Below are 26,986 nucleotides of genomic sequence, written 5' to 3' on the forward strand. Positions count from 1 at the left end.
TGACTCGATCCATGCGAACATCCGCCTCGGAACTCGTCGTCCATGAGGATGCGCTCCGCGAGAACACCGCTCGCCTGCGGGCGCTGTCCGGAGGAAGGCTCATGGCCGTCCTCAAGGCGGACGCGTTCGGTCATGGGGACGTCGCCTCCGCGGTGCTCGAGGCCGGTGCGGATTCGATCGGCGTCACCAGCATCGAGGAGGCGCTCTCCTTCCGGCAGGCGGATGTCGGCGTGCCGATCCTGAGCTGGCTCAACCCGCCGGGCGCCGACTTCGAGACGGCGGTGCGCGAGCGCATCGACCTCGCCGTGCCCGGCCTCGAGCTGCTCTTCGAGATCGCACGGGCCGCGCGGGCTGCGGGCACGGCGGCCCGCGTGCACCTGCACATCGACGTCGGCACCGGCCGGGACGGCTGCCCGCCGCGCGACTGGGCGACGCTGTGCGCCCTCGCCCGCGAGCAGGAGGCGGCGGGCGCGATCCGCGTGGTCGGGGTGATGGGGCACATGTCCTGCGCCGACGACCCCCTGAGCGGGCAGAACGTGCGCGAGCGCCTGATGTTCGAGAACGCGATCCGCACCGCGCGTCGTCGCGCTCTGCGCCCGCACCTCCTGCACCTCGCCGCCACGGCCGCGACGATCACGGGCGCGGGAGCGGGATACGGCCCGCACCGCATCGGCGCAGGACTGTTCGGCATCGACCCGTCGCGCACGACCGATGTCCTGCGGCCCGCGCTGACCCTGACCTCGACCGTCGTGTCGTCCCGCGAGGCACCGGCGGGCACCGGCGTCGGATACGGGCACGACTTCGTCACCCCGGAGTGCACTCACCTCGCGCTGCTGCCGCTCGGCTACGCCGACGGGCTCCCTCGAGCGGCGTCCGGGCAGGCGGAGGTGCTCGTACGCGGAGAGCGCCGGCCGCTCGTGGGCAGGTTCTCGATGGACATGGTCGTCGTCGACACCGGTGACATGCTCCTGCGACCGGGGGAGCGCGTCACGGTCTTCGGCCCCGGCCGGGACGGCGAACCGACGGTCGCCGAATGGGCCGCCTGGTCGCACACGATCGAGCACGAGATCGTGACCGCGGTGGGTTCTCGGACCTCCCGGATCCGCCGCACCCTCGACACATCGAACCACCCCACGACCTCGCTCCCTGGAGAGACCGCATGCCTCAGCACACCCGCCGGATCGCCGTCATCGGAGGCGGCGCGAACGACGAGCACACGGTCTCCCTCGCCTCTGCGGCCGCCGTCGCGCGCGCTGTCCGCGCGCTGAGGCACACCGCGGTCCCGCTCACGATCGGCGAGGACGGCGCCTGGCGAGACGAGCAGGACACGGTGCTGCCCGCCCATCGCGCGATCGAGCTGCTCACCGGGTGCGATGCGGCGATCCCGATGCTGCACGGCGTCCGGGGCGAGGACGGCGCGATCGCGGGTCTGCTGGAGCTCTGCGGAGTGCCCTCCGCGGGCTCGCCCGTCCGCGCGGGCGCACTGGGGATGGACAAGCAGGCCACGAAGCTGATCGCGGCATCCTTGGGCATCGCGACGGCGAACGGGCGTCTCGTCGGGGCGGGAACCGCGGCGGTGACCACCGGCCTGACACCGCCCTTCGTCGTGAAGCCCGCGAGCGGCGGATCCAGCAACGGAGTTTTCGTCGTCGCAGACCTCGGCGACGTCGCCGACGCCGTCGACCGGGCGAGGACGTTCGGGGATCCGGTCCTGATCGAGGAGTACGTCGCAGGGCGGGAGGTGGATGTCGCGGTCTTCCGGGATCGGCGCGGAGCGCTGCGGCTCGGCGCCGCACTCGAGATCGGAGTGTCGTCCGGCGGCGTCTTCGGCGCGGTCGAGAAGTACGACGGCAGCGCCCGGTTCACGGTGCCCGCCCCGATCGGCGACGCCGAGGAGGCGGCCGTCCGGTCGGCGGCGGCGCGGCTCTACGAGGCGCTGGGGTGCGCCGGGGTCGCGCGCTTCGACTTCTTCGTGACCGCCGACGGCCCCGTGCTCAACGAGGTGAACACGGCGCCGGGCATGACCGAGCGCTCGCAGGTTCCGCTGATGTACGCGGCGACCGGCCTCGACTACACCGGATTGATCGCCGAGCTCCTCGACGCGGTGTTCCTCGACGCCGTGCCGTCGCCGAACCAGGGGGAGGCGCCGCAGCGGGCCGGGGCGACCGCGTGACGACCGCCGAACCCGCTCCGAAGCCCCGACTGGCCTGGGCGGACACCGCCAAGGGGCTGCTGATCGTGCTCGTCGTGTTCTGGCACGTCGTGATGAAGAGCTATCTCACGATCGACTGGCGCATCGGCCTGCCGATCCCCGGCGCCTGGGGCCTGATCTCCGACATCGCCTACCCGGTGCGGATGCCCCTGTTCTTCCTCATCTCCGGCTGCTTCGCGGCCAACGCGGTCGCCCGGCCGTGGGCCGCCGTGCTCCGGAGCCGCGTCCTGCGCTTCCTCTACCTGTATCTGCTCTGGACGCTCATCCACATGGCCACGATGTGGGCGTTCCCCGACTTCCCGACGCTGGTCCCGAGATCCGTCGCGGAGTTCATCGAAGTGATCACGATCAGCCCGCCGAACGCCTGGTACCTCTATGCCCTCGCGCTCTACTTCCTCGTGGCCAAGGGACTGCGCCGGCTGCCCGTCTGGATCCCCTTGGCCGCGGCCGCGGTGCTGACGACCGCCGTGGGAGCGGGGCTCATCGATGTCGTCAGCAACCGCGGATCGCTGCTCGCGAACCTGCTCTACTTCCTCATCGGCACCTCCTTCTCCCGGCAGATCATCGGATTCGCCGCCCGGCCGCGCCCTGTGCTCGCGGCCGCGGGCATCGTGCTCTATCTGGCTGCGTTCGCCGCCGTGAGGGTCACCGGGGCGGAGGAGATCCCTGGGGTGTGGCCCGCCGTCGCCCTCATCGGACTCGGCGCGGGGATGGCCGTGGCGCCGCTCCTGGCGAGGACGCGGCGGCTCGGTACCGGCCTGAGCCGGCTCGGGGCGCGCACGCTGCAGATCTACGTGATCCACATGCCGGTGCTCGCGCTCGCCGACGCCCTCGTGGCGGGGTGGGTGTCGGACGCCGGGAAGGCGGTGCAGCTGGTCGCGGCCGTCGTGCTCCCCGTCGTCCTCACCGCCGTCGTGATCGCGGTCAGCCTGGTGATCGGCAACCTCGTCACCCGCGACCGGCTGTCCTGGCTGTTCGACCTGCCGCACCGGCGCGCCCGCGCCGAGATCGGGCATCGCCGCCGTCTCCCGTGGCGCACGCCCGTCGCCGTGGTCGCGCTGGCGGCCATCGGCCTCGCCGCCACGGGGGCGGCGGCGCTCCCCGCGACGCCGGCGCGGATCCCGCAGCAGTCCGCACAGCACGTCGGGGAGGTCAGCATCGGTGCGACCGGTGACATCCTGCTCTACGACGCGAGCGGGACGGTGCCGGCGGATCACGGCGTCGGCCACTTCGACCGGGTGCGCCCCTGGTTCACGCAGGATCTCGTCACCGGCAACCTCGAGCAGGCGATCTCCCGTGACACGGGGGAGGACAAGTGCGGCACGGACGCCGAGTGCCTCGCGTTCCGCAGCGATCCCGACTCCGTCGCGGGCCTCGCCGGCTTCGGCATCCTCAACCTCGCGAACAACCACAGCCGCGACTTCGGGCAGGCCGGCTACGACGACACGAGAGCGGCTCTCGCCGGTGCGGGCCTCCGCGCGGTGGGCGGGCGGGACGAGATCGTCTACACGCGGATCGGCGCGGTCACCGTGGCGATGATCGGTTTCGCGCCCTACGGCGAGTTCAACCGGGTCACCGACCTGCGGCGCGTGCGCGCCATCGTCCGCACCGCCGCCGCGCACGCGGATGTCGTGATCGTGCAGGCGCACATGGGTGCAGAAGGGGCGAACGCGGATGCGGTCACGCCGGGGACCGAGACCATGTACGGGGAGGACCGCGGGGATCCTGTCGCGTTCTCCCACGCGGCGATCGACGCGGGGGCGGACCTGGTGCTGGGCCATGGGCCGCACGTGCTGCGCGGGATGGAGTGGTACCACGGCCGGCTCATCGCCTACAGCCTCGGCAACTTCGGCGGCGGGGGTGTCTTCGGCAAGGATCCGGCCACGCGCTACGGGGCCTACCTCTCCGTCCGCCTGCGTGCCGACGGGACCGTGATCGCGGGCCGCGTGCAGTCCGTCCGATTCGACTATCCCGACGGGATCCCCGTGCCGGATCCCGAGGGCGGGGCCGCACGCCTCATGGATCAGCGCGGGCACCGCGACTTCCGAGGCGCCGCGGTGCGCGTCGGTCCCGACGGCGTGATCGCCGTGCCCTAGACGGAGACCGGGGACCCGCCCGCCGCGAGCGAGGCGTACGCGGCGTCCACGACGGCGACCGCGGCGACGCCGTCGGAAGGCGTCACCCTGGCGTCGCGACCGGTGCGGATCGCGTCCGCGAAGTCGGCGATCTGGGCGCGATAGGGGTGGTCCTCGGTCTGCGGCGGGAGGTAGCCGGAGTCGGCGGGAGGGGCGCCGGGCGCCGAGACGCCGGACGCGCCGGCCGCGTCTGCACTGTCGTGCGCGGCGCTGTCGTGCGCGAGCACGCCGGTGGCGCCGACGGCCTCGATCGTCGTGCGGAACGGCACGCCCTCGCCCAGCCAGCCGCCGTCGATCCGGGAGGTGACGCCGTTCGCGTGCGTCAAGTCGACCGTCGCCGTCACGGGGGCGGACAGGCGTCCGTCGACGCTGGGCGGATCCTGCCTCGCGCTGACCGACGTCACAGGTCCGGCGAGCCACAGCGCCTGGTCGATGTCATGGATGAGCAGGTCGCGGATGAGTCCACCGCCCGCGCCCTCGTCGTAGAACCACGCGGTCGTCGGACCCGCGCCCGCACGACTCAGCCGCAGCGTCTGCAGCGCCCCGATCTCTCCTGAGGCGACGGACTGCTGGATCCGCCGGTAGGCCGCGAAGTACCGCACCACGTGCGCGGGGAGCAGCCGCACGCCCGCCGCGTCCGCGGTATCGGCCAGGTGCTGCGCCTCGGCCGAGGTCAGGGCGAGCGGCTTCTCGCACACGACGTGCCGTCCGCGGGCCATCGCGCGCAGGGCGAGGTCGAGGTGCGTCGGGGTGGGGGCGAGGATGCCCACGATGTCGACCCGGTCGATGAGCGCGTCCGCGTCGTCCGCGATCTCCACGCCGAAGCGCTCCGCGAGCGCGGTCGGCCGGGTGCGCGAGGAGATCACGCATTCCGCGCCGAGCGCCTGCCAGGCGTCGAGGTGCGCGGCGGCGATGGCGCCCGCGCCGATCAGCCCGACGCGCAGGGTCTGCCGAGGTCGTGCCGGTCTGCCCGGATTCATGGGTTGATGACCTCCGTCCTCAGGGGCGCTGGTCAGCGCCCCACTTGCAGTGTGGAGGGGCGAGGAGAGAACCGGTCGTCGAGCACGAGGCAGGCCGCACCGATCGCAGCCACGTCGGAGCCCAGCGTCGTCCCGGTGATCGTGATCCCGTGAAGCTGGTGCGAGATCGAACCGCCGGAGACGATCGGGGGTATCACTCTCAGGAAATGGGGTGCGATCGCCTCCCATGTCGCGCCGCCGATGACGACGTTGCCGACATCGAGCAGATTCGTCACGGTGAGGATGGCGGATGCCGTGAAACGGGCCGCCCGCTCGACGATGGCCACTGCGCCCTCGTCGCCGTCATCGGCGAGGCTGCTCAGACGTTCGAAGGCCGTGACGACGGCCGCCGGTGTCTCCAGATCCGTATCGGGAGGGAGCACGCCGGCGGACACGGCCTCGGTGGCGAGCATGTGCGGGGACCCGGTCTCCCAGAATGCGCGGAACGGATGCCGGTAGTGGTCCCCGAACTCCACAGCCGTCACCGGGAGGAGACCGACATCTCCCGCGTTGCTGGAGATTCCGCGCACCACGACGTCGTCCATCACGATTCCCGCACCCACTCCGGTGCCGAAGTAGAGGAACAGGAAGTCGCTCGGGCCCTCGCCGCCGCCGGCCCACAGCTCGGCGACGGCGCCCGCGATGACGTCCTTGTCGAGGAGTACGGGCAGCCCGGTCGCGGCGCGGAGATGATCGCACAGCGGGACACGATGCCAGTTCGGCAGGTGAGGCGGATCGAGGACCAGACCTCGTTCGACATCGACCGGACCGGGCGAGGCGATGCCGACGCCGAGGATCCGGTTGCGGTCGATGGGCGCCCGGCCGATCAGCGCCTCGATCTGCTCGCTCATCAGAGCGAGCACCGAGTCGGGATCCTGCGCCGCGGGCGTCGGGTGGGAGGCGTCGACGACGACGGCTCCGGTGAAGTCCAGGAGCACGTAGGTGATCGCCGCGGGGTCGATGTGCACGCCGACCGCATAGCTGCCGGCCGGATTGAGCTCCAGCATGGTCCGCGGCTTGCCGAAGGCGACGGCCTGCTTGCCCGTCTCGAGGATCAGTCCCTGATCGAGCAGGCGGCGGCAGATGTTGGAGACGGTCTGCGCCGAGAGCCCGGTCTCGGTCGTCAGCTCGACGCGGCTGCGGCCACCTGCTGAGCGGCGGATCGAGTTGAGCACCACGCCTTCGTTGAAGTCGGCGACTCGCGGCATGTTGGTGCCGCGATGCTGGCTCGGATGTTCCGGCGGCGCCTGTGCCACGCATCCTCCTCGTTCATATTGTTCGACCCTGACTGGATACTTTATCCCGCGTCTTGAAGAACCGGGCGGGAATCGATCTCCCGTTTGGGCTTGCGGCCTCTTCAAGTTACTCCATACATTTGAGTTAGTAAGTCATGACGATGATGTCCGCTGAACCGGAGCAGGAGTTATGCCCTCAACATCCCCCTACAGATCACGATCGCTCGGCGCTGTCGCCGCGGTCGGCCTGATCGCCACCGCCCTCGTCTCGGGAGGGGCCGCGGCGACCGCCACGGCCGACACCCCCGCCGCTACGGCCGTCCTCACGGCCACCCCTCAACTCGACGGCATCGTGAAGGTGCGACCCGGCGATGCGGGCAAGGATCCCGCCGCCGTGTCCACCACCGTGGATGGCGTCGAGTGCTGGCAGATGAAGAACGATCCCTATGTGCGCTACCTCTACGTCGACGTCGATCAGAGCCGCATCCCTCAGGGCGCCAAGCGCGCTCTGGTCACCGTGGACTACTACGACGCGGGCGACAAGGGTTTCGACATCCACTACGACTCCAAGAGCAGCCCCTGGAGCGGATCGCGCAATCAGCAGCTGACGGCCGGTGACAACTGGAAGCACACGACTTTCGAGCTGACCGACATCAACTTCGCGAACCGCGAGAACGGCTACGACTTCCGGCTCAACGTCAAGGCGGCGCAGGGGGAGATGCCGCCCGTCTGCTTCTCGAAGATCGCGGTGACGTTCACCGATCAGCCGGTCGCTGCACTCGATTCCCTGGCGATCATGAGCCCCTCGTTGATCTTCGCGCAGGGCGAGACCTCGGTGAAGGTCGCGACTCCGGCCGACGAGGTCACCTGGCGGCTCGGCGACGCCGACGACGTGCAACTGCGCACCGGCACGACCACCGTGAGCGGCGGGGAGGCCGCGATCGACCTCAAGGATCTACCGTTCGGCTACTACACGCTGAACGTCACCGCCGATGTGGGCGCCCCCGTCACGCGTACGACATCGCTCGCCGTGCTGGATCCGCCGCCCGCGGGCTGGAATGACGCGAACGCGTTCTGGGGGACGCAGATCCATCGAGGACATCAGCCGGCACAGAGCACCGAAGCGCTGATCGACGCGATGACGCTCGCCGGCTACGGCAAGAGCCGCATCGAGACGACCTGGGGAGAGGTCGAGAAGGAGAAGGGCTCCTACGACTTCACCGGCGAAGGCGTGCGTGTCGTGAAGGAGCTCGCAAGCCGCGGACAGAAGGTGATGTGGAACGCGGGCCTCACGAGCCCGCTCTACGACAACAATCACACGCCGGCGAGTCCGGAGGCGATCGCCGGGTTCGCGGCGTACGTCGGCGCCACCGCGGCGCACTACAGCGCTCAGGGTGCGTCCCACGACATCGGCGTCCTCAACGAGTACAACTCCACAGGCTTCAACAACGGCAGCTGCGGCCTGACCGCAGCGTGCTACCTGGACATCCTGCGTCCGACCTATCAGGCGGCGCACGGTGCGGATGCCCATGCCAACGTGATCGGACCGATCACCGCGGGCGTGCAGCTCGACTGGGCGAAGGACTTCATCGCCCAGGGCGGGCTCGACCACCTCGACACCTACGCGACCAACTTCTACGGCTACGCGCAGAACGGGGCGGGCACTCCTCCCGAGGCGACGACGGAACTCGCGAACCTGAAGCAGCTCACCACCCTGATCGATCAGGCCGATGGGAGCCGGGACATCCCCGTCCGCATCACCGAGAACGGCTGGCCGACGCACCTCGCAGGATCCACGCAGGCGCAGCAGGCCGACTACGCGATCCGCGGACCCCTTCTCGCCCAGCTCGCCGGAGCAGACGAGTACCTCTGGTACGACCTGTACGACGACGGATTCAACGGCGGCGAGCGGGAGGACAGGTTCGGCCTGATCAATCGGGCCGACGACACCGCGTGCTTCCTCTGGAAGTGCCCCGGCGACAACTACGCCTACGGGGCCGTGCACGGCATCTCGCCGAAGCCCGGCTTCGTGACCCAGGCCGTCGCGATCCGCAAGACGACCGGGCTCGCGCTCGCCGGGCGGGAGAGCATCGGCGGCGACTCGCTGTACAGCCTGAAGTACACGGGATCCGCTGCGGATCAGACCACCCGCGCGATGTGGAGCACGAGCACCGACACCGTTTCCGTGACCTCGAAGAAGGGCTTCACCCTGACGGACGAGTTCGGCCGCGAGCGTCAGATCGCCAAGGGCACCACCATGCTCGAGCTGACAGGATCGCCGGTCTTCGTCCGCGGTGAGGTCGATGTGCAGGCAACGGATCCGCTCTTCGTCCTCGACGTGCCGGCGTCCTCCGTGCTCACGCACTCCCTGCCCGTGACCCTGAAGACGGCGCCCGGGGCGAAGCTGAACGGCACCGAGCTCACCGTCTCGGCGGACGGCGTCACCAAGAAGGTCGCACTCAAGAAGGACGGCTCGGTCGCGCTGGACCTTCCCGGCGTCACCCGGCTGGGTCAGCGCCAGGTCACGGTCAGCGTCGATGACAAGAAGGGGAACCTGCTCGGGCAGGTGCGCGGAGCGAGCAGCGTCGTCGACCCTTACGTCGTCTCCGCGCGGCCCCACATCACCGGAGCGGCGGGCGACTACGCCTACTCCGTCGACGTGACGGTGCAGAACAACGCGCCGGATCTCGCGGTCGACATCGACCGAGTGGATTGGAAGCTCGGCACCGCCTCGGGGGCGCTGACGGACGCGTTCACCGTCGCCGCGGGCGGCACGGCGACGGTCTCGGTGCCGATCGCCGATCCGAAGGCCTACGCGACGCAGAACTACACGGTGACGGCGCGGTCCGGGGACCTGTCCCGATCCTCGAGCGGCCCGTTGAGCTTCTCACCGATCGAGCCGGACGGCCAGGCGGCACTCGCGCCGATCGATCTCAATGCTCTCGGCAAGTGGGTTCCGATCCGTGGTGGAACACGCACCGGTCCGGCCGATCTCGGAGGCACGCTGCAGTACACCGCCACCGCGGACGCGTTGAAGCTCAAGGCCGTCATCACCGATGACGTCCACCTCGCGGATCGCACGGATCCGGCACTGAGCTGGCAGGCGGACTCCATCCAGTTCAATACCTACAACCAGTTCCCGACCGTGCTCGGCGGCGAGCGGGTGGAGATCGCGGCCGCGCTGCTGAACACCGGGCCTGTCGTCTACACGTTCGCACCGCCCGCCGGACAAGCGCCCGGCCTGACGCCGGGCGCGGATGCGACGATCGTGCGTGACGATGCCGCGGGGACGACCACCTACGAGGTCTCCGTCCCCTGGTCATCGCTGGGCTATGCCGCCGCGCCGACCGGCGTGTGGGGGCTGTCGTTCCTGGTGAACGACGCCGACGGCGACGTCGCAGGCGCGGACTCGCGCTCCGGGTACCTGGAGTGGGGATCCGGCGTGGGCGCGGCGCCGAAGAACCCGGCGCTGTTCAAGTCGGTGCAGCTGGTCGGCGCCGAGTAGGAGGCGCATCCTCGCCAGCTCACCCATCACGCCGACGCCGTCGGCGGCGGACTCGCACGAGTCGCCGCCGCGGCCCGGAGTGATGGGTGAGCTGTTCTTGGTGGCCGGCGTCCTTCCGATCCGAGATCCATGGTGGGAGGACTCTTCGATTGACAAAGTCCATCAAGTTGAATTAAGCTCCGGAACAAGAACAGCCGACGGGTCGAAGCCGGTCCGGAGGCTGACGCAGGTATGACGAAGAGGACATCCGTGCACGACAACAGGCTGATCACCGAGGCGCGTCTCGACCGGTTCGTGGCGGAGTTCCTCTCGCCCGCGCTGTATCGCAGGGTGAGTGCGCTCGACGTGTCCGCCTTCGAGGTGGACGGAGAGCCCATCCCCGCCGCCGCGGCGATCGGCGCCGACTATCACCCGATCGCTCTGCCGCACCTTTGGGGTCGTCCGTGGTCGACGGTGTGGTTCCGGGGATCGGGGTTCGTGCCGGCCGAGTGGTTCGACACCTCGGGCAGCCTGCCCGACGGCACGCGCATCGAGCTCGTCGTCGACCTCGGCTTCTTCGGCGACCGGCCCGGCTTCCAGGCCGAGGGACTGGGGTATCTGCCGGATGGCACCATTCTCAAGGCCGTCTCCCCTCGGGCCTCCTACCTGCCCTGGCAGGGGGCTGCGGGGAGCCCGATCGATGTGTACGTCGAAGCCGCGGCCAACCCCGACGTCGCCGGCGAGTACGACTTCCTGCCGACGCCGTTCGGCGCGCGCGAGACCGCTCCGGATGCTCCGCTCTACACGATGCGTGCCTTCTCGGTCGCGCTACTGGACGAGACGGTGTGGGAGCTGACCCGCGACGTCTGGACCCTCGACGGGCTGATGCGCGAGCTCAGCGCCGACAACCCACGGCGGCACCACATCCTGCGCGCCCTCGAGCGCATGATGGACATCGCCGACCCTCACGACATCGCCGGCACCGCTGCGGCCGCTCGCGCGGAGATCGCCGACGTGCTGACCAGCCCGGCCCATCCCTCGAGCCACGACATCGTCGCGATCGGGCACGCGCACATCGACTCGGCGTGGCTCTGGCCGTTCCGCGAGACGATCCGCAAATGCGCGCGAACCTTCTCCAATGTCGTCGCCCTGATGGACGAGCACCCGGAGTTCCGGTTCGCCTGCTCCTCGGCGCAGCAGCTGAAGTGGATCAAGGACTTCTATCCCGACCTGTTCGCCCGCATCAAGGCGAAGGTCGTCACGGGACAGTTCGTCCCCGTCGGCGGCATGTGGGTAGAGCCGGACATCAACATGCCCGGCGGTGAGGCCATGGCCCGCCAGTTCGTCACCGGCAAGCGGTTCTTCCTCGAGGAGTTCGGCGTCGACACGCTCGAGGTGTGGGTGCCCGACACGTTCGGCTACTCGGCGGCGCTGCCGCAGATCATCGCTGCCAGTGGATCGAAATGGTTCGTCACGCAGAAGATCTCCTGGAATCAGACCAATCAGATGCCGCACCACACCTTCCTCTGGGAAGGCATCGACGGCACGCGCATCCTCACCCATTTCCCCTCCGCCGACACCTACATCTCCGAGCTGTCCGGCGCTGAGCTCGCGCACGCCGAGCGCAGCTTCCGCGAGGTCGGCGGGTCGTCTGTTTCGCTGATCCCGTTCGGCTGGGGCGACGGCGGTGGCGGACCGACGCGCGAGATGATCGCCGCGGCCGCCAGGGTGCGGTCTCTGGAGGGTTCGCCGAAGGTGGAGATCGATACCCCGCAGGCCTTCTTCGAGAGGGTCGAGCGGGAATATCCGAACCCGCCGGTGTGGTCGGGCGAGCTGTACCTGGAACTGCACCGCGGATCGCTGACCTCGCAGCATCACACCAAGCAGGGCAATCGCCGCAGCGAGCACCTGCTGCGCGAGGCCGAGCTGTGGGCCGCGACCGCGGCCTGGCGCGAGGGCGCCCAGTATCCGTATGACGACCTCGAACGCAGCTGGCACGACGTGCTGCTCAACCAGTTCCACGATGTGCTCCCCGGCTGTTCGATCGCCTGGGTGTATCAGGACGCCCAGCGGATGTACGCCGAGATCGAGGCGACCGCCGAGCGGATCGTCGCGGGATCGCTCGCGGCGCTGGCCGGTACGGGCGATCGAGTGCTGAGCGTCAACGCCCGTCCGCAGGCGGCGGGCGACGTGCCCGCCCTCGGAATCGCTGCGGCGGAGTCGGCCGAGGGGACTCCCACGGTCGGCACCCGGGGTGAGGATCTCGTGCTCGACAACGGTCTCGTCCGGGTCGTGGTGGATCGCAGGGGTCTGGTGACCTCCCTGATCGACAGCGCATCCGGCCGTGAGGCGATCGCACCCGGATCGGCCGGGAACCTGCTGCAGCTGTTCCGTGACATCCCGAACAAGTGGGACGCGTGGGATATCGACGAGCACTACCGCCGGGTCGGCGAGGACCTCGTCGACGTGGAATCCGTACGATCCGTCGTCGATGAGGAAGGCGCCGCGATCATCGTGGTGCGGGCCTTCGGCGCATCCCGCCTCGTCGAGACGATGCGCCTGCGTGCGGGATCCGCCGCTCTCGACCTCGACTTCGAGATCGACTGGCAGGAGACCCGGCATCTGCTCAAACTCGCGTTCCCGTTCGCTGTGCACGCCGATCGCTCCGCCGCCGAGACCCAGTTCGGTCATGTGTTCCGGCCCACGCACGTCAACACGTCCTGGGACGCCGCACGTTTCGAGATCAGCGCACATCGCTGGATCCACGTCGCGGAGCCCGGATACGGCGTCGCGATCGCGAATGAGTCGACCTACGGGCACGATGTGGGCAGGGCGACTCGCGAGGATGGGGGCACGACGACCACGGTTCGGCTCTCGTTGCTGCGTGCTCCGGTCTTCCCCGATCCTGATGCGGATCTCGGCCACCATCACCTGCGAGTGTCGGTGCGACCCGGGGCGGGCATCCGTGAGGCGGTCGACGAGGGGTACCGGATGAACCTGCCTCTGCGTACGGTCGACGGGGCCCGTGATGTCGCTCCGCTCGTGCGCGTCTCGCATCCTGCGGTGCGGATCGAATCGGTCAAGCTCGCGGAAGACCGCAGCGGCGATCTGATCGTGCGGCTGTACGAATCCGAGGGCGCCCGCGCCGTCGCCGACGTCGAGATCGACCAGGCCGGATCCGTCGGCTTCGTCGACCTGCTGGAGCGGGAGATCGAATCGCCGGCGGGGGCCACGATGACCGCGGCCGGAGTGCGGATCACCCTCCGGCCTTTCCAGCTCCTCACTCTGCGTGTCATGCAGGCTGCGCGCGTCTCGAAGGAGGCGCCGCAGGACACGTGAGGACCGCGTCGTGGCACGATCGGCTCGTCGCGGCGGACCACCCGGAAGCACCAACCCAGGGCGAACATGCGCCCACTACGAAGGAGTAGCAGCAATGCAGGTACGTTCCCCCCGCGCACTCGCGATCGCGGCCGTGGCCGCGATCGCCGGCCTCACCCTCGCCGGATGCTCGAGCGCAGCACCCGAAAAGGGCCCGACGGCCGACCCGAAGGCCAAGGTGACCATCACCGTGGGCGAGATGCCCACCGCGGACCAGCCCGCCGCCCTCAAGACGTTCAACGACCGGGTGGCCCAGTTCGAGAAGAAGTACCCGAACATCACCGTCAAGGGCGAGGAGACCCGCTACGACCCGTCGAGCTTCAACGCGCTGCTCGTCGGAGGTACGGCGCCGAGCACCCTCGCCATCCCGTTCACCGACATGCAGGCGCTGATCGCGCGCGGTCAGGCGGCAGACATCACGCAGTTGGCGAAGGAGAGCTCCGTGCTGTCCGGACTGAATCCGGACCTGGTCAAAGCGGTGACGAAGGACGGCAAGGAGTACGGCGTCGTCCGGCAGGCCTACGAGATGGCGCTGATGTACAACCGTGCCCTCTACACCGAGGCGGGACTCGACCCGAACTCCCCGCCGACAGACTGGGAGGGCGTGCTGAAGAACGCGAAGACCATCGCCGAGAAGACCGGCAAGACCGGATTCATCATCCCGACCACGAGCAACCAGGGCGGTTGGCTGCTCGCCGCGATGTCGTACTCGAACGGCTCTCTTGTCGAGTCGGTCAAGGACGGCAAGGCGAAGGTCTCGGTCGACACGACTGCGATGAAGAAGTCGTTGCAATTCCTGCACGACCTGAGATGGGACGCGAACGCGGCAGGCGCCAACTTCCTCCTCAACGGCGATGACATCCGCAATCAGTACGCGGCGGGCACGGTCGCCCAGACCATCAACGGGCCGATCTACGCCGATGTCGTCGTCAACCGCGGCATGAAGGGCGCCGACATCGGCATCGCTCCGATGCCGCAGGGCAAGGACGGTCTGGGCACCCTGGGCGGCGGTGCGATTCAGTGGTTCAACCCGAAGGCGGACGTGAACGAACTGGCCGCGGCGCTGAAGTGGACGGAGTTCTACTGGCTCGACAGGTACTTCGACAAGGACAACGCCGTCGCTCTCGCCTCCGCGGCGGCCACCGACAAGAAGCCGGTGGGAGCCCCCGAACTGCCGTTGGTGAGCGACAAGCAGTACGACACGTACCTGGGCTGGATCAAGGATTCCGTCAATGTCGATCGTTCGCTCTACTCCGAATACCTGAGCTCCACGCTCAAGGTCAACGCCGAGCCGGCCGTCAAGGCTCAGGAGCTGTACGCCGCTCTCGATCCGATCGTCCAGGCGGTTCTGACCGATCAGAACGCCGACATCGACAAGCTGCTGAGCGCGGCGCAGACGTCGGTGCAGGGCGTCATCGACGCCGGCTGACGCACTCGCGGGTGCGGAGGCAGACGCGCCCCCGCACCCGTCCACCCCTTCAGAGAGGACCGATCGATGGCCGAGGTCACCGCCGCGCAGCGCAGACGCGCGAAGCCCGTCGGCGCACGCTTCATCACGTGGGTGCGCGGAGGCGGGATCAGCACGTTCTTGTTCTTCGTGCCCCTGCTGTTCACCTTCGGCTACTTCGCCTGGTGGCCGATCCTGCGCAGCCTCGTGTTGTCGCTGCAGAAGACGAATCTGGTCACCGAGCCGACGTGGGTCGGTCTGAACAACTTCGAGCGCGTCCTCGCCGACCCGCTGCTCGGCACGGCCGTTGCGAACACGCTGCTGTTCGCCGGCCTGGCGCTGCTGATCGGCTTCCCTGTGCCCATCCTGTTCGCGACCTTCATGGCCGAGATGCGGCGCACCCGTCAGGTCGCGAGCGTGCTGGTGTATCTGCCGGTGATCATCCCCCCGGTGGTGTCCGTGCTGCTGTGGAAGCAGTTCTACGACCCGTCGGCCAACGGCCTGTTCAACACCCTCCTCGGCGCCGTCGGCGTCGGTCCGCTGCCGTGGCTCCAGGACGGCAACATGGCGATGCCCGCGATCGTGGTCCAGGCCACGTGGGCGGGATTCGGTCAGTCGACCATCATCTACCTCGCTGCGCTCATGTCGATCCAGTCCGAGCTCTACGAGGCGGCCGAGATGGACGGCGCGAAGGTCGTGCGCAGGTTCTGGCACATCACCCTCCCGCAGATGCGCAGCATCATGCTGCTCATGCTGCTGCTGCAGGTCATCGGCACCATGCAGGTGTTCACAGAGCCGTTCGTGATGACCGGCGGCGGGCCCGTGAACCGCACCACGACCGTGCTGATGCTGATCTACAACTATGCGTTCCTCCAGGGCGACTACGGCAAGGCCACGGCGCTCAGTCTCCTGCTCGCCGTCGTCCTCACCATCGTCTCCGCGGTCTATCTGCGGCTCACTCGGAGTTGGAGCAAGTCATGACCACCATCGAATCCGGTGCTCCCACGACCGAGGCGGTCGTCACCGGCGTGGCCAGCGAATCCGGAGCGATCCTGCAGCCTCGTCGTCGACGCAGGAGGACGCAGGAGCCGCAGGACCGGACCAACGTCTCCGAGCTCGACCGCCGCAGCAGGCGGGTGCGCGTGGGCCTGGGGATCCTCAACGTCATCCTGATCGCGCTGTTGGTGATCATCTCCGCCGGCCCGCTGCTGTGGCTCGCCAAGGCCGCGCTGTCGACCTCGCAGGACATTCTGCGTGAGCCCTTCGCCTGGTGGCCGAGCGGGGTCCAGTGGCACAACCTGGCCGATGCGTGGGTCAAGATCGACATCGGCAAGTACCTCGTCAACACCGTGTTCCTCGCTGTCGGGGTCTGGTTCTTCGGGATGCTGGTGGCGCTCACCGGCGCATACGGTCTTTCGATCCTCAAGCCTCGTTACGCGAAGGTCATCAACGGCGCGGTGCTGGCGACACTGTTCATCCCGGGGATCGTCTCACTGATCGCGCAGTACGTGACCGTGCTGGACATGCCCCTGCTGCACTGGAATCTCATCAATACGTTCTGGGCGGTCTGGCTGCCAGGCGCGGCGAACGCGTTCAACGTGCTGCTGGTGTCCCGGTTCTTCGACAGCCTGCCCAAGGACGTCTTCGAGGCGGCGAAGATCGACGGCGCAGGCCCGTTCCAGATCTTCTGGCGGATCGTGCTGCCGATGTCGAAGCCGATCATCGGCGTCACGTCGCTGATCACGATCATCGGCGCGTGGAAGGAATTCCTCTGGCCGTTGCTCGTCCTCCCCAAGCCCGATCTGCAGCCGCTGTCCGTCGGGCTGTACAAGGTGACCGCGAGCGCGGAGATGAGCCTGCTGATGGCCGGCATGTTCATCTCGGTTGTGCTGCCGATCGTGCTCTTCCTCATCTTCCAGAAGCAGTTCCTGAAGAGCGCAGGACAGGCCGGCGCCATCAAGGGCTGAGCGACGCAGGCGGATCGCGGTCCCGGCTCAGTACGCGCGCAACCAGCCGCACATGCCCAACCGCTCGACCGGCTCGGCCCGGTGCATGGCGGCATCCGCGAAGTGGGCGGTGTCGGCGGCCTCGATCGCATCCAGTTGGCGGGAGGTCGCCGCGGCGGCCGTCCAGGCGCCGGTGCGCCAGCGTTCGCGCCAGGTGTCGGCGTGGTCGGCGACGAGTGCGGCGGCGCGGGCGTGGAATCGGCGCAGCGGATCGAGATCTCCGGATGCCGCGGCATCCCGCAGCGCCGAGAAGCCCTCGACGGCGCGGTCTCGGCGAATCATCGCTGCGGTGAGGCGAGAAGCGGCATCCGGCCCGTCGATGCGCGCGGCGGCCGAGTAGGCCGTGGCGGCCGACACCTGCGCGTCGGGAAAGGTGAGCACGGCGTCTCCGGCCTCCGGCAGGCCGGAGTTCTGCATGATCACGACGAGTTCGAGATCACCCTCGTTCACGAGGCGGTGGATGGTGCCGGGGCCGAACCAGAGGAGCGCGCCCGGGGCGAGCGCCGTCTCCCGAAAACCCTCGCCGAGGGTGAGCGTCTGCACCCGCCCGTTTCCGCTTGTGACGAGATAGCCCTCCGAGCAGACCGTGTGCAGGTGCGGGCTGCCGCCCCGCAGGCCGTCGATCGCGCGGTCCGTGTACACCCGCAGCCGGCTGACGCCGACCGCACCGGGGAACAAGTCGGTCACCGGAGGCTCCGAAGGCGCTCGATGTCCTCGAGCGAGAGGGCGCCATCGGCGATCGTCACCCGATAGCCGATGCGCGCCGTCTCATCGGGCTCGAGCGGAAAGGTGCGTTCGAAGGCCCACGAGGGATTGACCGCCGCGAATTCCTCCGAGCGGACGAACCACCGAGTGCGGAATCTCTCGGTCGGCATGGTCTGCTCGAACACGAGGGTCGACGAGCGGTCGACGCCGTCGTGTGCACCGATGAAGGCGAGCCATTCCGCATCCGATCCCCTGGCCTCGGACGCCGGGGCCGAGCCGGTCGGCAGCAGCACCTGGCCGCCCGTGAAGCTCCGAGGTCCCCGCCACCACAGCCCGCTGTAGCCGGAACCGGCGAGTCCCCGGGTGGCGGGACTCCCGAACGAGAGGCTCTCATCGGTGAGATTGCGCAGCTCTCCCGTCCACGTCAGCGCCCAGGTCTTGTCGTCGAGGAGCTCGAATCGCAGCGATCGGTGCTCGCCGATGAGGTCCTCTCCGCGAGCTGAACGCCAGACGAGTTCATGGGCGATCTCGTCGTTCGTCACTGTGGGCGGCCCGTCCGGATCCATCCGGCCGACGTTGTCGAGCGCGGTGTAGCCGGTACCGTCGACCCAGGTGTGGCCGCCCCACAGGTTGTGACCCGACAGGTCGGTGCACGTCAGCTGCAATCCCTTGTGCCAGCGGTGGTCGTGCGGACGGAAGTTCGTGACCACGTCGCCGGCGAGCGTGCGCAGCGGATGCAGGTACGGCTTGGGCGCCTCGAAGGCCGGGGCGTCGGACACCACGACGTAGCGCGCCAGCTCGACATCGTCGTGCTCGACGACGAGGAGATCTCCGTGGTCCACGATGTTCATGCGTGCTCCGCTCGGATGCCGATGCCGCCGTTCAGGGCGGAGTAGAAGGGGTCGCCGGGGCGAATGCTCCCGCGGGCCACCGTCTCGCCGGTGAGTGCCGACTTGTACAGGGCCGTGACGAGCTCCAGAGCGCGACGGCCGTCTTCGCCGCTGGCCTCCGGGCGCCGGCCGGCATGCAGATCGGCCACGAGGCGCCTCAGCTGCGGGGTGTGCGTGCTGCGCTCGTTCGGCAGAGGGTTCGCCCAGGATGCCGCCAGCTCTGCGCTCGCGTCGGGCGCGGGGGTGTAGCGCCAGTCGTCGTTGTCATAGCCGTAGAGATGGCTGAGCTCGACGGTCGCCTTCTCGGTGTCGAGCCGGATGCGGCTCGTCTGCGCGGGCGACACCGCACTGTTGGCGATCGTCGCGAGGGTTCCGTCGGCGAATCGCACCCATGCGGTCGCGATGTCGTCGGTCTCGATGTCCCGCAGGCGCCGGGCGACCTGCGCGGAGATCTCCTCCCAGTCCCCCAGCAGCATGAGCATCAGGTCGATCTGGTGGATGCCGAGCGCCATGATCAGCCCGCCGTCGCCGGAGAAGCTGCCACGCCACGGCTGTGCGAAGTAGTCGTCGCCGCGGAACCAGGTGGTCTGGCAGTGGGCGAGCAGAGGTCGCCCGAGCGCTCCTGATACGAGCAGCTCGCGGGCATGCCGTGCGCCGGAGCCGTAGCGCTGCTGGAAGACGATCGGCGCCCATGGACCGTCGTCGCGTTCGCCGGCCGTCATCGCGTCGTAGTCGGCGAGGCTCAGCGCCGGCGGCTTCTCGCACCAGACGGTCACGCCGGCCTCCAGGCAGGCGATCACCTGTTCCCGGTGCAAGGACGGCGGGGTGCACAGGATCACGAGGTCGGGACGCCGTCCGAGCGCCTCGTCGAGCGACGCGGTGTGGTGGGGGATCCCCCAGCGTGCGGCGAACGCAGTTCGGCGAGCATCGTCGATCTCGACGACCGAGTCCACGATCAGCTCCTCAGGGCCGATCTCATGGATCGACGGCATGTGCACGGCATCGGCGATGCCGCCTGCTCCGACCAGGACGGTGCGCAAGGGGGAGGGGGACATGTCAGCCTCTGCTTTCAGGGGTGGAGTGGAGGGTGAATGCACGGCCGGTGCAACCGGCGGGGACGTCGATCACCAGGTCGTCCCCGTCTCTCGTGACGGACCAGGCGTCGGACGCCGCAGGGAACGCGCCCGTGACGGACGCCGCCGCCAGACCGGGGAGGGCGATGCGGCGGGCCTGGCCGCGCGACCAGACGATGAGCAGCGTCTCGGCCCCGTCCGGGTGCCCGTCGTCCGAGCGCAGAGCGAGCGCGATCACCTCGTCGTCCCAGCCGGGAAGGCCCAGCGGCCAGAGCGGCACGGCGGACACCATCCGCCGCCGCCACCGCTTCTGGACGGCGACGGCTTCGTGCACCAGCTCTCGCTGCTCCGGCCGCAGGTCGGAGAGGAATCCCGACAGCATCATGCGACCGGCCAGACCGCCGAGCAGGGCGAACGCGGTCTCGGCGACTGTCATCGAGGACGCGGGATAGGCCCAGTTCGCGGCCTGTTCCGGGAGCACTCCGGCCGGCGCGGCCGCGGCGATCGCCGGATAGAGCCGGAAATCCTGCTGGTCACTGGTGGACTGCAGGTGCGCGACGGACAGCAGGGCGTAGTCCATTCGCATCGCCCCGGACGCGCAGTTCTCGAACAGCACCTCGGGATGCCGCTCCTGGGCAGCGAGGAGCCACTCCCGCAGGGCGCGGGTGTGGCCGAGGAGACCGGCACCCGCGCCTGCGGAGGCACGGTCGGTGCCGACCCCCGGGTTGATGTTGTAGTCGAGCTTGAAGTAGGAGATCCCGAACTCGTGGACGAGCCGATCGACGGCTTCGTCGAGATGCGCCCTGGCAGCTGGATGCCGCAGATCGAGGTGGTACCTCTGCGCCTCGATCACGCGCTCGCCGAAGCGCTGGAAGAACGCGTCATCCGGGAGGCTGCGCGAGGCGGGGGAGTCGACGCCGACGATCTCGGGTTCGAGCCAGAGACCAGGGCGCATCCCGTGAGCGCGGATGGCATCGACCACCTCGGCGAGGCCCCCCGCGAACCGGCTCGGCGCCTCCTCCCAGACGCCGATCGACGACCAGTAGTCGGTGGCATCCGCGAACCAGCCGGCGTCGATGCAGAAGTACTCCGCCCCGGCCTCGGCGGCGGACGCGATCAGCGGCAGCAGCGCGGGCGTCGATGGTTGACCGTCGAGCGTGTTCATGTAGTCGTTGTAGATCACCGGGAGTGCCTCGTCGATCGGGCGGAGCACGCGCAGCGCACGTCGGTACCGGGTGAGGGCCGCGAAGGCGTCGTCGCGCCCGCCCGCCGCGATGGCCAGGCCGGCCGGTACGGAATGGAACTCCGCCCCCGGTTCCAGGCGCTCGGCGAACTGGTGCTCGAGGTCCCCCGGTCCGCTCGCGGTGAGCACGACCGAGCTCTGCGTCTGGCCGAGTTCCCAGCTCCACCCGGCACTCGTCTCGATCTGCCAGGCGAGCGAAGGTCCTCCCTCGCGTGCGAGCACGCCGACGGGGAGGTGCTCCCCGGTCGACCAGGAGCCGTGGCTGGAGCGCGCGAAGCGACCGCGGCCGTCCTGGCCGTGGTCGACGAGTCCGAGCTCGGGAAGGGCCTCGGCGAGAGCCTGTTCATGCCAGCGGTTCTCCGCGAGCCATTCGCTCTCAGCCCACAACGCCGTGACCTCGTCGCGGTCGGCGAGCTCGATCACGAGCGAACTGACGGCGGTGACGGTGACCGCGCGCTCGCCGCCGTTGCGCACCGTGTGCGACCACTGCACGGCATCCGCTCCCTCTCGCACCCGGAATTCGCTGACGACCTCGAGGCCGGTCGCGGCATCACGCTGACGGATGCGCAGGATCCCCGCCTGCGCGGTGTGGTCGACGTAGCGCAGACGCTGCCCGACCGCGGACAGGACGAACGCCTGGCTGGTGCGCCCGTGCTGCTCGCCGGCCGTGAACAGGTCGACGAGCGGGTGATCGCGCACCGCGGAGGGGCCGGCGCCGAGAGCGAGTCCAGAGAGACCGACCGGCGCATCGTCGCGCGGTGACGTTCCGGAGAACTCGAGAGCCAGTCCGCCCGGAGTCCAGGTCAGAGTCACAGTGCCCTCAGGAGAACACGTCGTCGAGGAAGGCGAGGTGGCGGAGAGTCTGGTTCCACTGGCCGCCCTCGTGGCCGTTGTACGGGTACACGGCCATCTCCTTGTCGTCGGTCGCGTACGTGTTGAACGCGGCGTAGACGGTGGAGGGCGGGCACACCATGTCGCACAGCGCGACGGAGAACAGCGCCCTCGCGGTGGCGCGCGCGGCGAAATTGACACCGTCGAAGTAGGACAGCACGCGGAAGACGTCGTCCTCTTCACCCCGTCGGGTCTGCATGTAGCGGGTGAGTTCGTTGTAGGGGGCCGCGTCGGTGATCCTCAGCGCGCGCCGGAAGTGGCTGAGGAACGGCACGTCGATCATCGCCCCGGCGAGACCGTCGCAGAGCCCGGCAGCCGCGAGAGCGATGCCGCCGCCCTGGCTCCCGCCGGCGACGACCACGCGATCCGGGTCGACAAGGACATGACTGCGGGCGGCGTCGACGGCGCACGCGGCATCCGTGAAGATCCGCCGATAGTAGTAGTCCTGTGGATCCTCGATGCCGGCACTGAGCCTGCCGGCGATCTGGGGGCCACTGCCGACCGGGTCGGCGGTGTCGCCGACCGCACCGCTGTTGCCCTGTCCTCTGCTGTCCATGACGAGCACCGCGTAGCCGGCGCTCGGCAGCAGCGTCCATTGCTCCGGCACTCCGCGTCCTCCGGAGTAGCCGATGTACTGCACCACCGTCGCGCGGATGTCGCCGTCCGCAGGCCGCAGCATCCAGCCCTTGATCGGCTGGCCCGCGAAGCCGGGGAAGGTGACGTCCTCGACGAGGATGCTGCGCAGGGGCGACGGTGCGGCGGTGAATCGCGCGCTGCCGTGGCCACGCGATGCGCGCAGCGTCTCGGTCCAGAAGTCGTCGAAGTCGGCGGGCTCCTCGCGCAGCGGCTGGTAGCTCTGGAGTTGATCGAGGGGGAGGTCGAACTGTGCCATGGTGCTGTCCTTGGTCTCGGGCGTCTGGTCGGGTCGTCAGTGGAGGTTGCGTGAGGCGATGAGTGCGTGATCGAGGCGTGAGCCCGCAACGGCGGGTGCCAGGAGCGCGAGGTCTCCGCCACCCGTGGAGCTGCGGAGTCGGAGGACGCCGTCGGTGTGCTCGACGCTGACACGGGCCTCGTCCAGTGCGCCGTCGCGGAGCCGCAGCAGCCCGGAGGCGAAGACGTCGGCGAGCTCGGAGAAGACGAGATCGCGCGGTTCGTCGCCGTCGACCCAGTCGATGTCGATGTCGATCCCTCCCCCGACCCTCGAAACGCGCGCGGGGCGCTCGGATCCGTCGAATCGTGCGGCGGCCAGCTGCCACTCCAGTCCGATGGAGCGCGTCAGCACGCGGACGAGGCGCACGCCGTCGTGAGGGGCGTCGCCCAGCGGGAGATCGTCGACCAGCACCTCGGCACCGTCGAGCCCCCTGATCGAGAACCGCACGGTGAGAGTCGTGGTGCGGATGGGTTCGCCCGCCGGGATCGTGTCCAGGTGGATGTGGGCATCACCCGAGGGGGTTGCGCAGCTGAGGGCCCAGATGACGTCGCCGCCGTCCTGCGCTGAGCTGAAGGAGCCGCCCGCGAACCCGTGCCCGTCGCGCAGCACCTCGACCGACACGTACCGCGCGACCGCCTCGACATCGGAGGGATCGTCGCCCGGCTCTGCCCAGTAGCCGAGCAAGGGCCGTCGCTGGACCCACGTGTCACCGAAGTTCACGCTGCCGAGGGTGACGTTACCCTCGCGCCAGCTGGTGCCGATGGTCGGCACCGCGATCGGAGGGTGTCCCTCCGCCGCCGCGGCGGAGATCCCGGCGACCTGTCCGGGGATGTAGTGCGTCTCGGCGAACGTCTCCGTCACGGTGGACATCCCGGCCGGACGGTGCAGGAGCGGCCGAAGCTGGTCGGGGATGCGGTAGTCGAGCACGGCGTCGTGGGAGGCCTGGACATCGGCGGGCAGTGTGCTCTCATCGAAGAAGCGCCAGGTGTCGGAGGCCACGCGCTGCACCACGAGGAGGGGACCTGGCCGCCGGTGCAGATCGGTGGCGTAGCAGCGTGCCATGGGGCCGGTGAGCTGACCCGTCGCAGGGTGCCAGCGCGCGAGGAAGTGCTCCCAGGCGACGTGTTCGAGGTCCTCGGCGAGACCGACGAGCTCCGCGTCGGCGATGTACTGCCGGATGCCGGTGAACGCGGCCATCACGACGTGCCAGTACGTGGGGGAGTTGTACTCGGCGAAGCTCCGGCTCTCGGTGAGGGAGGCATGCAGACGACGCAGACGGTCTCGCCCGCGCGCGGTCATGCTCTCGTCATCGAGGAGGCTCCCGGTCGCGAGCATGACGAAGGCGCCCTTCACCGCGATGTTCGTGTAGTCGAGGTCGACGTCGCGGCGGACGATCGAGGCCGCGGCATGGCCCAGAGCCGTACGGGCGCGACCGCTGAGCGCGGGATCGAGGTCGTCGCCGTGACGGAGGAGGAGCAGCGCGAGGAACTCGCCGAGGAAGTCCGCCCAGTTCCAGTCCGGCGGCGACATCTCGCTCAGCGGCTCCTCGGCCCAGTACGACCAGAGCCCGTACGTCGCACTGGCGGGATCGGTGTCCTGCAGCGCCAGCACCTCGTCGAGCACGCGCGCCGCGCGCACGATGCGCGCCTCGCCGTCGATGACGGTGTCGCCCGCGCGATGGAGCTCCCAGAGCGCGAGGACGTAGGCGAGGCTGTCGCGAATGCGGTGTGCGCGTCCGCTCACGATCCTGGTGTGGATCGGATTCGGGGTCGCGTCGGCGAGGATCAGGTCACGCTTCGGGTCGTAGCCGGCGTCGCCGCCGCGTCGGGCAGCGTCGAGTGCGAGGGGGTCAGTGTTCACGATGTCCTTCGATATCGGGGAGGGCGTCCATGCCGACGAGGTCCAGGCCGAGGCCGGAGGCCTCGATCAGGATGCGGCGGAGTCGATCGGGATGAATGTGGTTCGCCGGTGACGATGCGGCGATGTCGTGCGCATAGAGCACCAGGGTCCCGCCGCGGTCGGCGAGATGACGCATCATCCCGCTCAAGACGTCGGCGTCGGCAGGGTGCGCGTGTTCGCCGCGCGCGGTGTCGATACCGCGGCCGGGATGCACGCGCACCGAAGAACCGGGCGCGCTGATCGCGCGGGCTGCGACGGCGGGGTCGTCGGTACGCGGGCCACCGGTGCGCAAATGGTCGAATCGTGCGAGCAGGATGTCGTCGCTCGCCTCGTCGCGGCGGGAGTTCGGGTAGGCGAACGTCTGGGCGGATGCGCCAAGGGCGCGCAGCGCCTGCACGCTCGGATCGATCTCGTCGGCGAGGTAGGAGGCCGCGCCGGCGCGGGCGATCGTCTCGTCGGCGTTGCGGTGCCGGGCGCCGTGCGAGCCGATCGAGTGCCCGTCGGCGAGGAGGGTGCGGATGCCGGACTGCTCGCGACGGTCGAGCAGGTCGGCCTCGACGAGGAAGAAGGTCGCTCGTGCGCCGACGCCATCGAGGAGCGGCCGCGCCGACACCCAGCTGTCGACATGGCGGTCGTCGAAGGTCAGAGCCAGCCGGCCGGTCATGCCCGGATCCTTCCGTCATCGATGACGGCTATGGGTGCCACGTCCTCGCCCCTTCTGCGGTCGACAGGTGATGGAATCAGCCTATTTCAATTTAATGGAATTAGTCTAGTGTTGGTTCTCACGCGCTTTCCGCCACCGAAGGGGACGACATGACCGTTCAAGATCTGGATACCGAGGTCCTCGTCGTCGGGGCAGGCCTCGGCGGGGTCGCGGCAGCGCTCGCCGCGGCCGAACGGGGAGCGATGGTGATCCTCACCGAGGAGTTTCCCTGGATCGGAGGTCAGCTGACCTCGCAGGCCGTCCCTCCCGACGAGCACCCCTGGGTGGAGTCGTTCGGGATCACTGCTCGCTACCGTGCGCTTCGCGATGGGATCCGTGACGTCTATCGCCGGCGCTACCCGCTGGTCGGGGCGGCACGGGAGCGCATCGCCCTGAACCCCGGAGCCGGATGGGTGTCCAAGCTCTGCGCCGAGCCGCGGGTCGCGCACGGTGTGCTCGAGGAGATGCTCGCCCCCCACCGATCGACCGGACGGATCCGGCTGCTGGAGCGGGTGAGGCCGGTGGCGGCATCCGTCGACGGGGATCGGATCGTCTCGGTGACGGTCGCCTCGGAGATCGACGGGGCGCAGAGCGTCGTCACCGCCCGATTCGTGATCGACGCCACCGAGACCGGAGAGCTCCTGCCGCTGACCGGCACCGAGTACGTCACCGGCTTCGAATCCCGGGCCGACACCGGAGAGCCCAGCGCTCCCGACCAGGCGCAGCCGGACAACGTGCAGGCGCTCAGCGTGTGCTTCGCGATGGAGCACGTCGACGGGGACCACACGATCGACCGGCCCGCGCAGTACGACTTCTGGCGGTCCTTCACTCCTCCGGCGTGGCAGGGGGAGCCGATGCTGTCGTGGTCGGCTCCCAATCCGCGGACGCTGCAGATGGGCGCTCGCGACTTCGGACCCAACCCCGCGGACGACGCGCTCGCCGTCGACGCCGATCAATCGCGCAACGCCGGTGACGACAACCTCTGGATCTTCCGGCGCATCGCCGCGCGCGACCTCTTCGCACCCGGCTTCTACTCCAGCGACCTCTGCCTCGTGAACTGGCCGAGCATCGACTACTTCCTGGCGCCGGTGCTCGACGTCCCGCGCGATGTGGAGCTGCAGCGATACGCGGACGCCCGGCAGTTGAGCCTCTCGATGCTGTACTGGATGCAGACCGAGGCGCCGCGGGCCGACGGCGGCACCGGCTATCCAGGGCTGCGACTTCGCCCCGACGTGATGGGATCCGCCGACGGACTGGCACAGGCGCCGTATCACCGAGAATCGCGCCGCATCCGTCCGCTGACCCGCATCACCGAGAACGACGTCTCTTACGCGGTGCGCGGCGACCGCGGCGCCACGCGCTACGAGGAGTCCGTCGGAGTGGGCATGTACCGGATCGACCTCCACCCGTCGACCGGCGGCGACACGTACATCGACGTCGCCTCGACTCCGTTCGAGATCCCGCTGGGTGCGCTGATCCCCGAGCGCACGACGAATCTGCTCGCAGCCAACAAGAACATCGGCACGACGCATCTGACCAACGGCTGTTATCGGCTGCATCCCGTGGAGTGGAACATCGGCGAGGCCGCCGGTCATCTGGCGGCCTACTGTCTGGCGACGGGATCGCCTGCGCACGCCGTGCACGAGGCCGGCACGCTGCGGGCGGACTACCTCCGTGAGCTCGAGGCCGCCGGTGTCGAGCGGCACTGGCAGGACGGCGCGCACCCCTACTAGGG

The 26,986-nt window shown here is 69.3% G+C and carries 18 protein-coding genes; 9 read left to right on the forward strand and 9 right to left on the reverse strand.

The window, feature by feature from the left end:
- The first annotated feature begins 11 nt into the window (after positions 1–11).
- From alr to RS86_RS19850, 3 genes are read left to right on the forward strand one after another with little or no spacing between them, the layout of a single operon-like run.
- The gene (gene alr / locus RS86_RS07560) at positions 12–1,268 is read left to right on the forward strand and encodes an alanine racemase (protein WP_082076656.1); all 1,257 of its coding nucleotides are present in this window, start codon (positions 12–14) and stop codon (positions 1,266–1,268) included.
- Positions 1,160–2,173, forward strand: a complete 1,014-nt coding sequence (locus tag RS86_RS07565; protein WP_045271614.1) for a D-alanine--D-alanine ligase family protein — start codon at positions 1,160–1,162, stop codon at positions 2,171–2,173. The genes alr and RS86_RS07565 overlap by 109 nt, the downstream gene beginning before the upstream one ends.
- Entirely contained in the window at positions 2,170–4,308 is a 2,139-nt protein-coding gene (locus RS86_RS19850; RefSeq protein WP_052680142.1) for a CapA family protein, read from the forward strand. The genes RS86_RS07565 and RS86_RS19850 overlap by 4 nt, the downstream gene beginning before the upstream one ends.
- Here the strand turns inward: RS86_RS19850 and RS86_RS07580 are convergent.
- The gene (locus RS86_RS07580; protein ID WP_045271615.1) at positions 4,305–5,327 is read right to left on the reverse strand and encodes a Gfo/Idh/MocA family protein; all 1,023 of its coding nucleotides are present in this window, start codon (positions 5,325–5,327) and stop codon (positions 4,305–4,307) included. The genes RS86_RS19850 and RS86_RS07580 overlap by 4 nt on opposite strands.
- 32 nt (positions 5,328–5,359) lie before the next feature.
- Positions 5,360–6,622 carry an ROK family transcriptional regulator gene (locus RS86_RS07585; RefSeq protein WP_082076658.1) on the reverse strand — a complete coding sequence of 421 codons (1,263 nt, stop codon included), beginning with the start codon at positions 6,620–6,622 and terminating at the stop codon, positions 5,360–5,362.
- Between the two features lie 169 nt (positions 6,623–6,791).
- Here RS86_RS07585 and RS86_RS07590 point away from each other — a divergent pair, with 169 nt between their 5' ends.
- The 5 genes from RS86_RS07590 to RS86_RS07610 all read left to right on the forward strand — a co-directional run bounded on the left by RS86_RS07590 (position 6,792) and on the right by RS86_RS07610 (position 16,877).
- Positions 6,792–10,106: a sugar-binding protein gene (locus tag RS86_RS07590; protein ID WP_045271616.1), complete on the forward strand. Its 3,315-nt coding sequence runs from the start codon at positions 6,792–6,794 to the stop codon at positions 10,104–10,106.
- Positions 10,107–10,355: 249 nt separating this feature from the next.
- Positions 10,356–13,424, forward strand: coding sequence for an alpha-mannosidase (locus tag RS86_RS07595; RefSeq protein ID WP_045271701.1), 3,069 nt, complete (start codon positions 10,356–10,358; stop codon positions 13,422–13,424).
- Between the two features lie 94 nt (positions 13,425–13,518).
- Entirely contained in the window at positions 13,519–14,892 is a 1,374-nt protein-coding gene (locus tag RS86_RS07600) for an ABC transporter substrate-binding protein (protein WP_045271617.1), read from the forward strand.
- Between the two features lie 66 nt (positions 14,893–14,958).
- Entirely contained in the window at positions 14,959–15,891 is a 933-nt protein-coding gene (locus RS86_RS07605; protein ID WP_045271618.1) for a carbohydrate ABC transporter permease, read from the forward strand.
- On the forward strand, positions 15,888–16,877 hold the full coding sequence (locus tag RS86_RS07610; protein ID WP_052680143.1) for a carbohydrate ABC transporter permease: 990 nt from the start codon (positions 15,888–15,890) through the stop codon (positions 16,875–16,877). Before RS86_RS07605 ends, RS86_RS07610 begins: the two co-directional genes overlap by 4 nt.
- Positions 16,878–16,904: 27 nt before the next feature.
- Here RS86_RS07610 and RS86_RS07615 read toward each other — a convergent pair whose 3' ends face one another.
- From RS86_RS07615 to RS86_RS07645, 7 genes are read right to left on the reverse strand one after another with little or no spacing between them, the layout of a single operon-like run.
- A complete protein-coding gene (locus RS86_RS07615; RefSeq protein ID WP_045271619.1) occupies positions 16,905–17,603 on the reverse strand; it encodes a cupin domain-containing protein in 699 nt (232 codons plus the stop codon).
- Entirely contained in the window at positions 17,600–18,472 is an 873-nt protein-coding gene (locus RS86_RS07620; protein ID WP_045271620.1) for a PmoA family protein, read from the reverse strand. The genes RS86_RS07615 and RS86_RS07620 overlap by 4 nt, the downstream gene beginning before the upstream one ends.
- Complete coding sequence (locus tag RS86_RS07625) at positions 18,469–19,566, reverse strand: Gfo/Idh/MocA family protein (RefSeq protein ID WP_045271621.1); 1,098 nt, start codon at positions 19,564–19,566, stop codon at positions 18,469–18,471. The genes RS86_RS07620 and RS86_RS07625 overlap by 4 nt, the downstream gene beginning before the upstream one ends.
- 1 nt (position 19,567) lies before the next feature.
- Positions 19,568–21,640: an alpha-galactosidase gene (locus RS86_RS07630; RefSeq protein WP_200892766.1), complete on the reverse strand. Its 2,073-nt coding sequence runs from the start codon at positions 21,638–21,640 to the stop codon at positions 19,568–19,570.
- Between the two features lie 7 nt (positions 21,641–21,647).
- Positions 21,648–22,610 carry an acetylxylan esterase gene (locus tag RS86_RS07635; protein WP_045271622.1) on the reverse strand — a complete coding sequence of 321 codons (963 nt, stop codon included), beginning with the start codon at positions 22,608–22,610 and terminating at the stop codon, positions 21,648–21,650.
- 36 nt (positions 22,611–22,646) lie between these two features.
- Positions 22,647–24,509 (reverse strand): hypothetical protein, encoded by a 1,863-nt coding sequence (locus tag RS86_RS07640; protein ID WP_045271623.1) that lies wholly within the window; start codon positions 24,507–24,509, stop codon positions 22,647–22,649.
- Positions 24,499–25,212: a polysaccharide deacetylase family protein gene (locus tag RS86_RS07645; RefSeq protein ID WP_045271624.1), complete on the reverse strand. Its 714-nt coding sequence runs from the start codon at positions 25,210–25,212 to the stop codon at positions 24,499–24,501. Before RS86_RS07645 ends, RS86_RS07640 begins: the two co-directional genes overlap by 11 nt.
- A gap of 149 nt (positions 25,213–25,361) precedes the next feature.
- Between RS86_RS07645 and RS86_RS07650 the strand changes: the two genes are divergently transcribed.
- On the forward strand, positions 25,362–26,984 hold the full coding sequence (locus RS86_RS07650) for an FAD-dependent oxidoreductase (protein ID WP_045271625.1): 1,623 nt from the start codon (positions 25,362–25,364) through the stop codon (positions 26,982–26,984).
- The last annotated feature ends 2 nt before the right edge of the window (positions 26,985–26,986 follow it).

Origin of the sequence: Microbacterium azadirachtae, assembly GCF_000956505.1 — a bacterium.
In the GTDB taxonomy this organism is placed as follows: Bacteria; Actinomycetota; Actinomycetes; order Actinomycetales; family Microbacteriaceae; genus Microbacterium; species Microbacterium azadirachtae_A.

Bases quoted from the DNA above. Each gene is read 5' to 3' on its own strand.
- RS86_RS07600 (WP_045271617.1), top strand. From the start codon at position 13,519: ATGCAGGTACGTTCCCCCCGCGCACTCGCGATCGCGGCCGTGGCCGCG.
- RS86_RS07645 (WP_045271624.1), bottom strand. From the start codon at position 25,212: ATGACCGGCCGGCTGGCTCTGACCTTCGACGACCGCCATGTCGACAGC.
- RS86_RS07635 (WP_045271622.1), bottom strand. From the start codon at position 22,610: ATGGCACAGTTCGACCTCCCCCTCGATCAACTCCAGAGCTACCAGCCG.
- RS86_RS07650 (WP_045271625.1), top strand. From the start codon at position 25,362: ATGACCGTTCAAGATCTGGATACCGAGGTCCTCGTCGTCGGGGCAGGC.
- RS86_RS07620 (WP_045271620.1), bottom strand. From the start codon at position 18,472: ATGAACATCGTGGACCACGGAGATCTCCTCGTCGTCGAGCACGACGAT.
- RS86_RS07610 (WP_052680143.1), top strand. From the start codon at position 15,888: ATGACCACCATCGAATCCGGTGCTCCCACGACCGAGGCGGTCGTCACC.
- RS86_RS07580 (WP_045271615.1), bottom strand. From the start codon at position 5,327: ATGAATCCGGGCAGACCGGCACGACCTCGGCAGACCCTGCGCGTCGGG.
- RS86_RS07625 (WP_045271621.1), bottom strand. From the start codon at position 19,566: ATGTCCCCCTCCCCCTTGCGCACCGTCCTGGTCGGAGCAGGCGGCATC.
- RS86_RS07605 (WP_045271618.1), top strand. From the start codon at position 14,959: ATGGCCGAGGTCACCGCCGCGCAGCGCAGACGCGCGAAGCCCGTCGGC.
- RS86_RS07565 (WP_045271614.1), top strand. From the start codon at position 1,160: ATGCCTCAGCACACCCGCCGGATCGCCGTCATCGGAGGCGGCGCGAAC.
- alr (WP_082076656.1), top strand. From the start codon at position 12: ATGCGAACATCCGCCTCGGAACTCGTCGTCCATGAGGATGCGCTCCGC.
- RS86_RS07590 (WP_045271616.1), top strand. From the start codon at position 6,792: ATGCCCTCAACATCCCCCTACAGATCACGATCGCTCGGCGCTGTCGCC.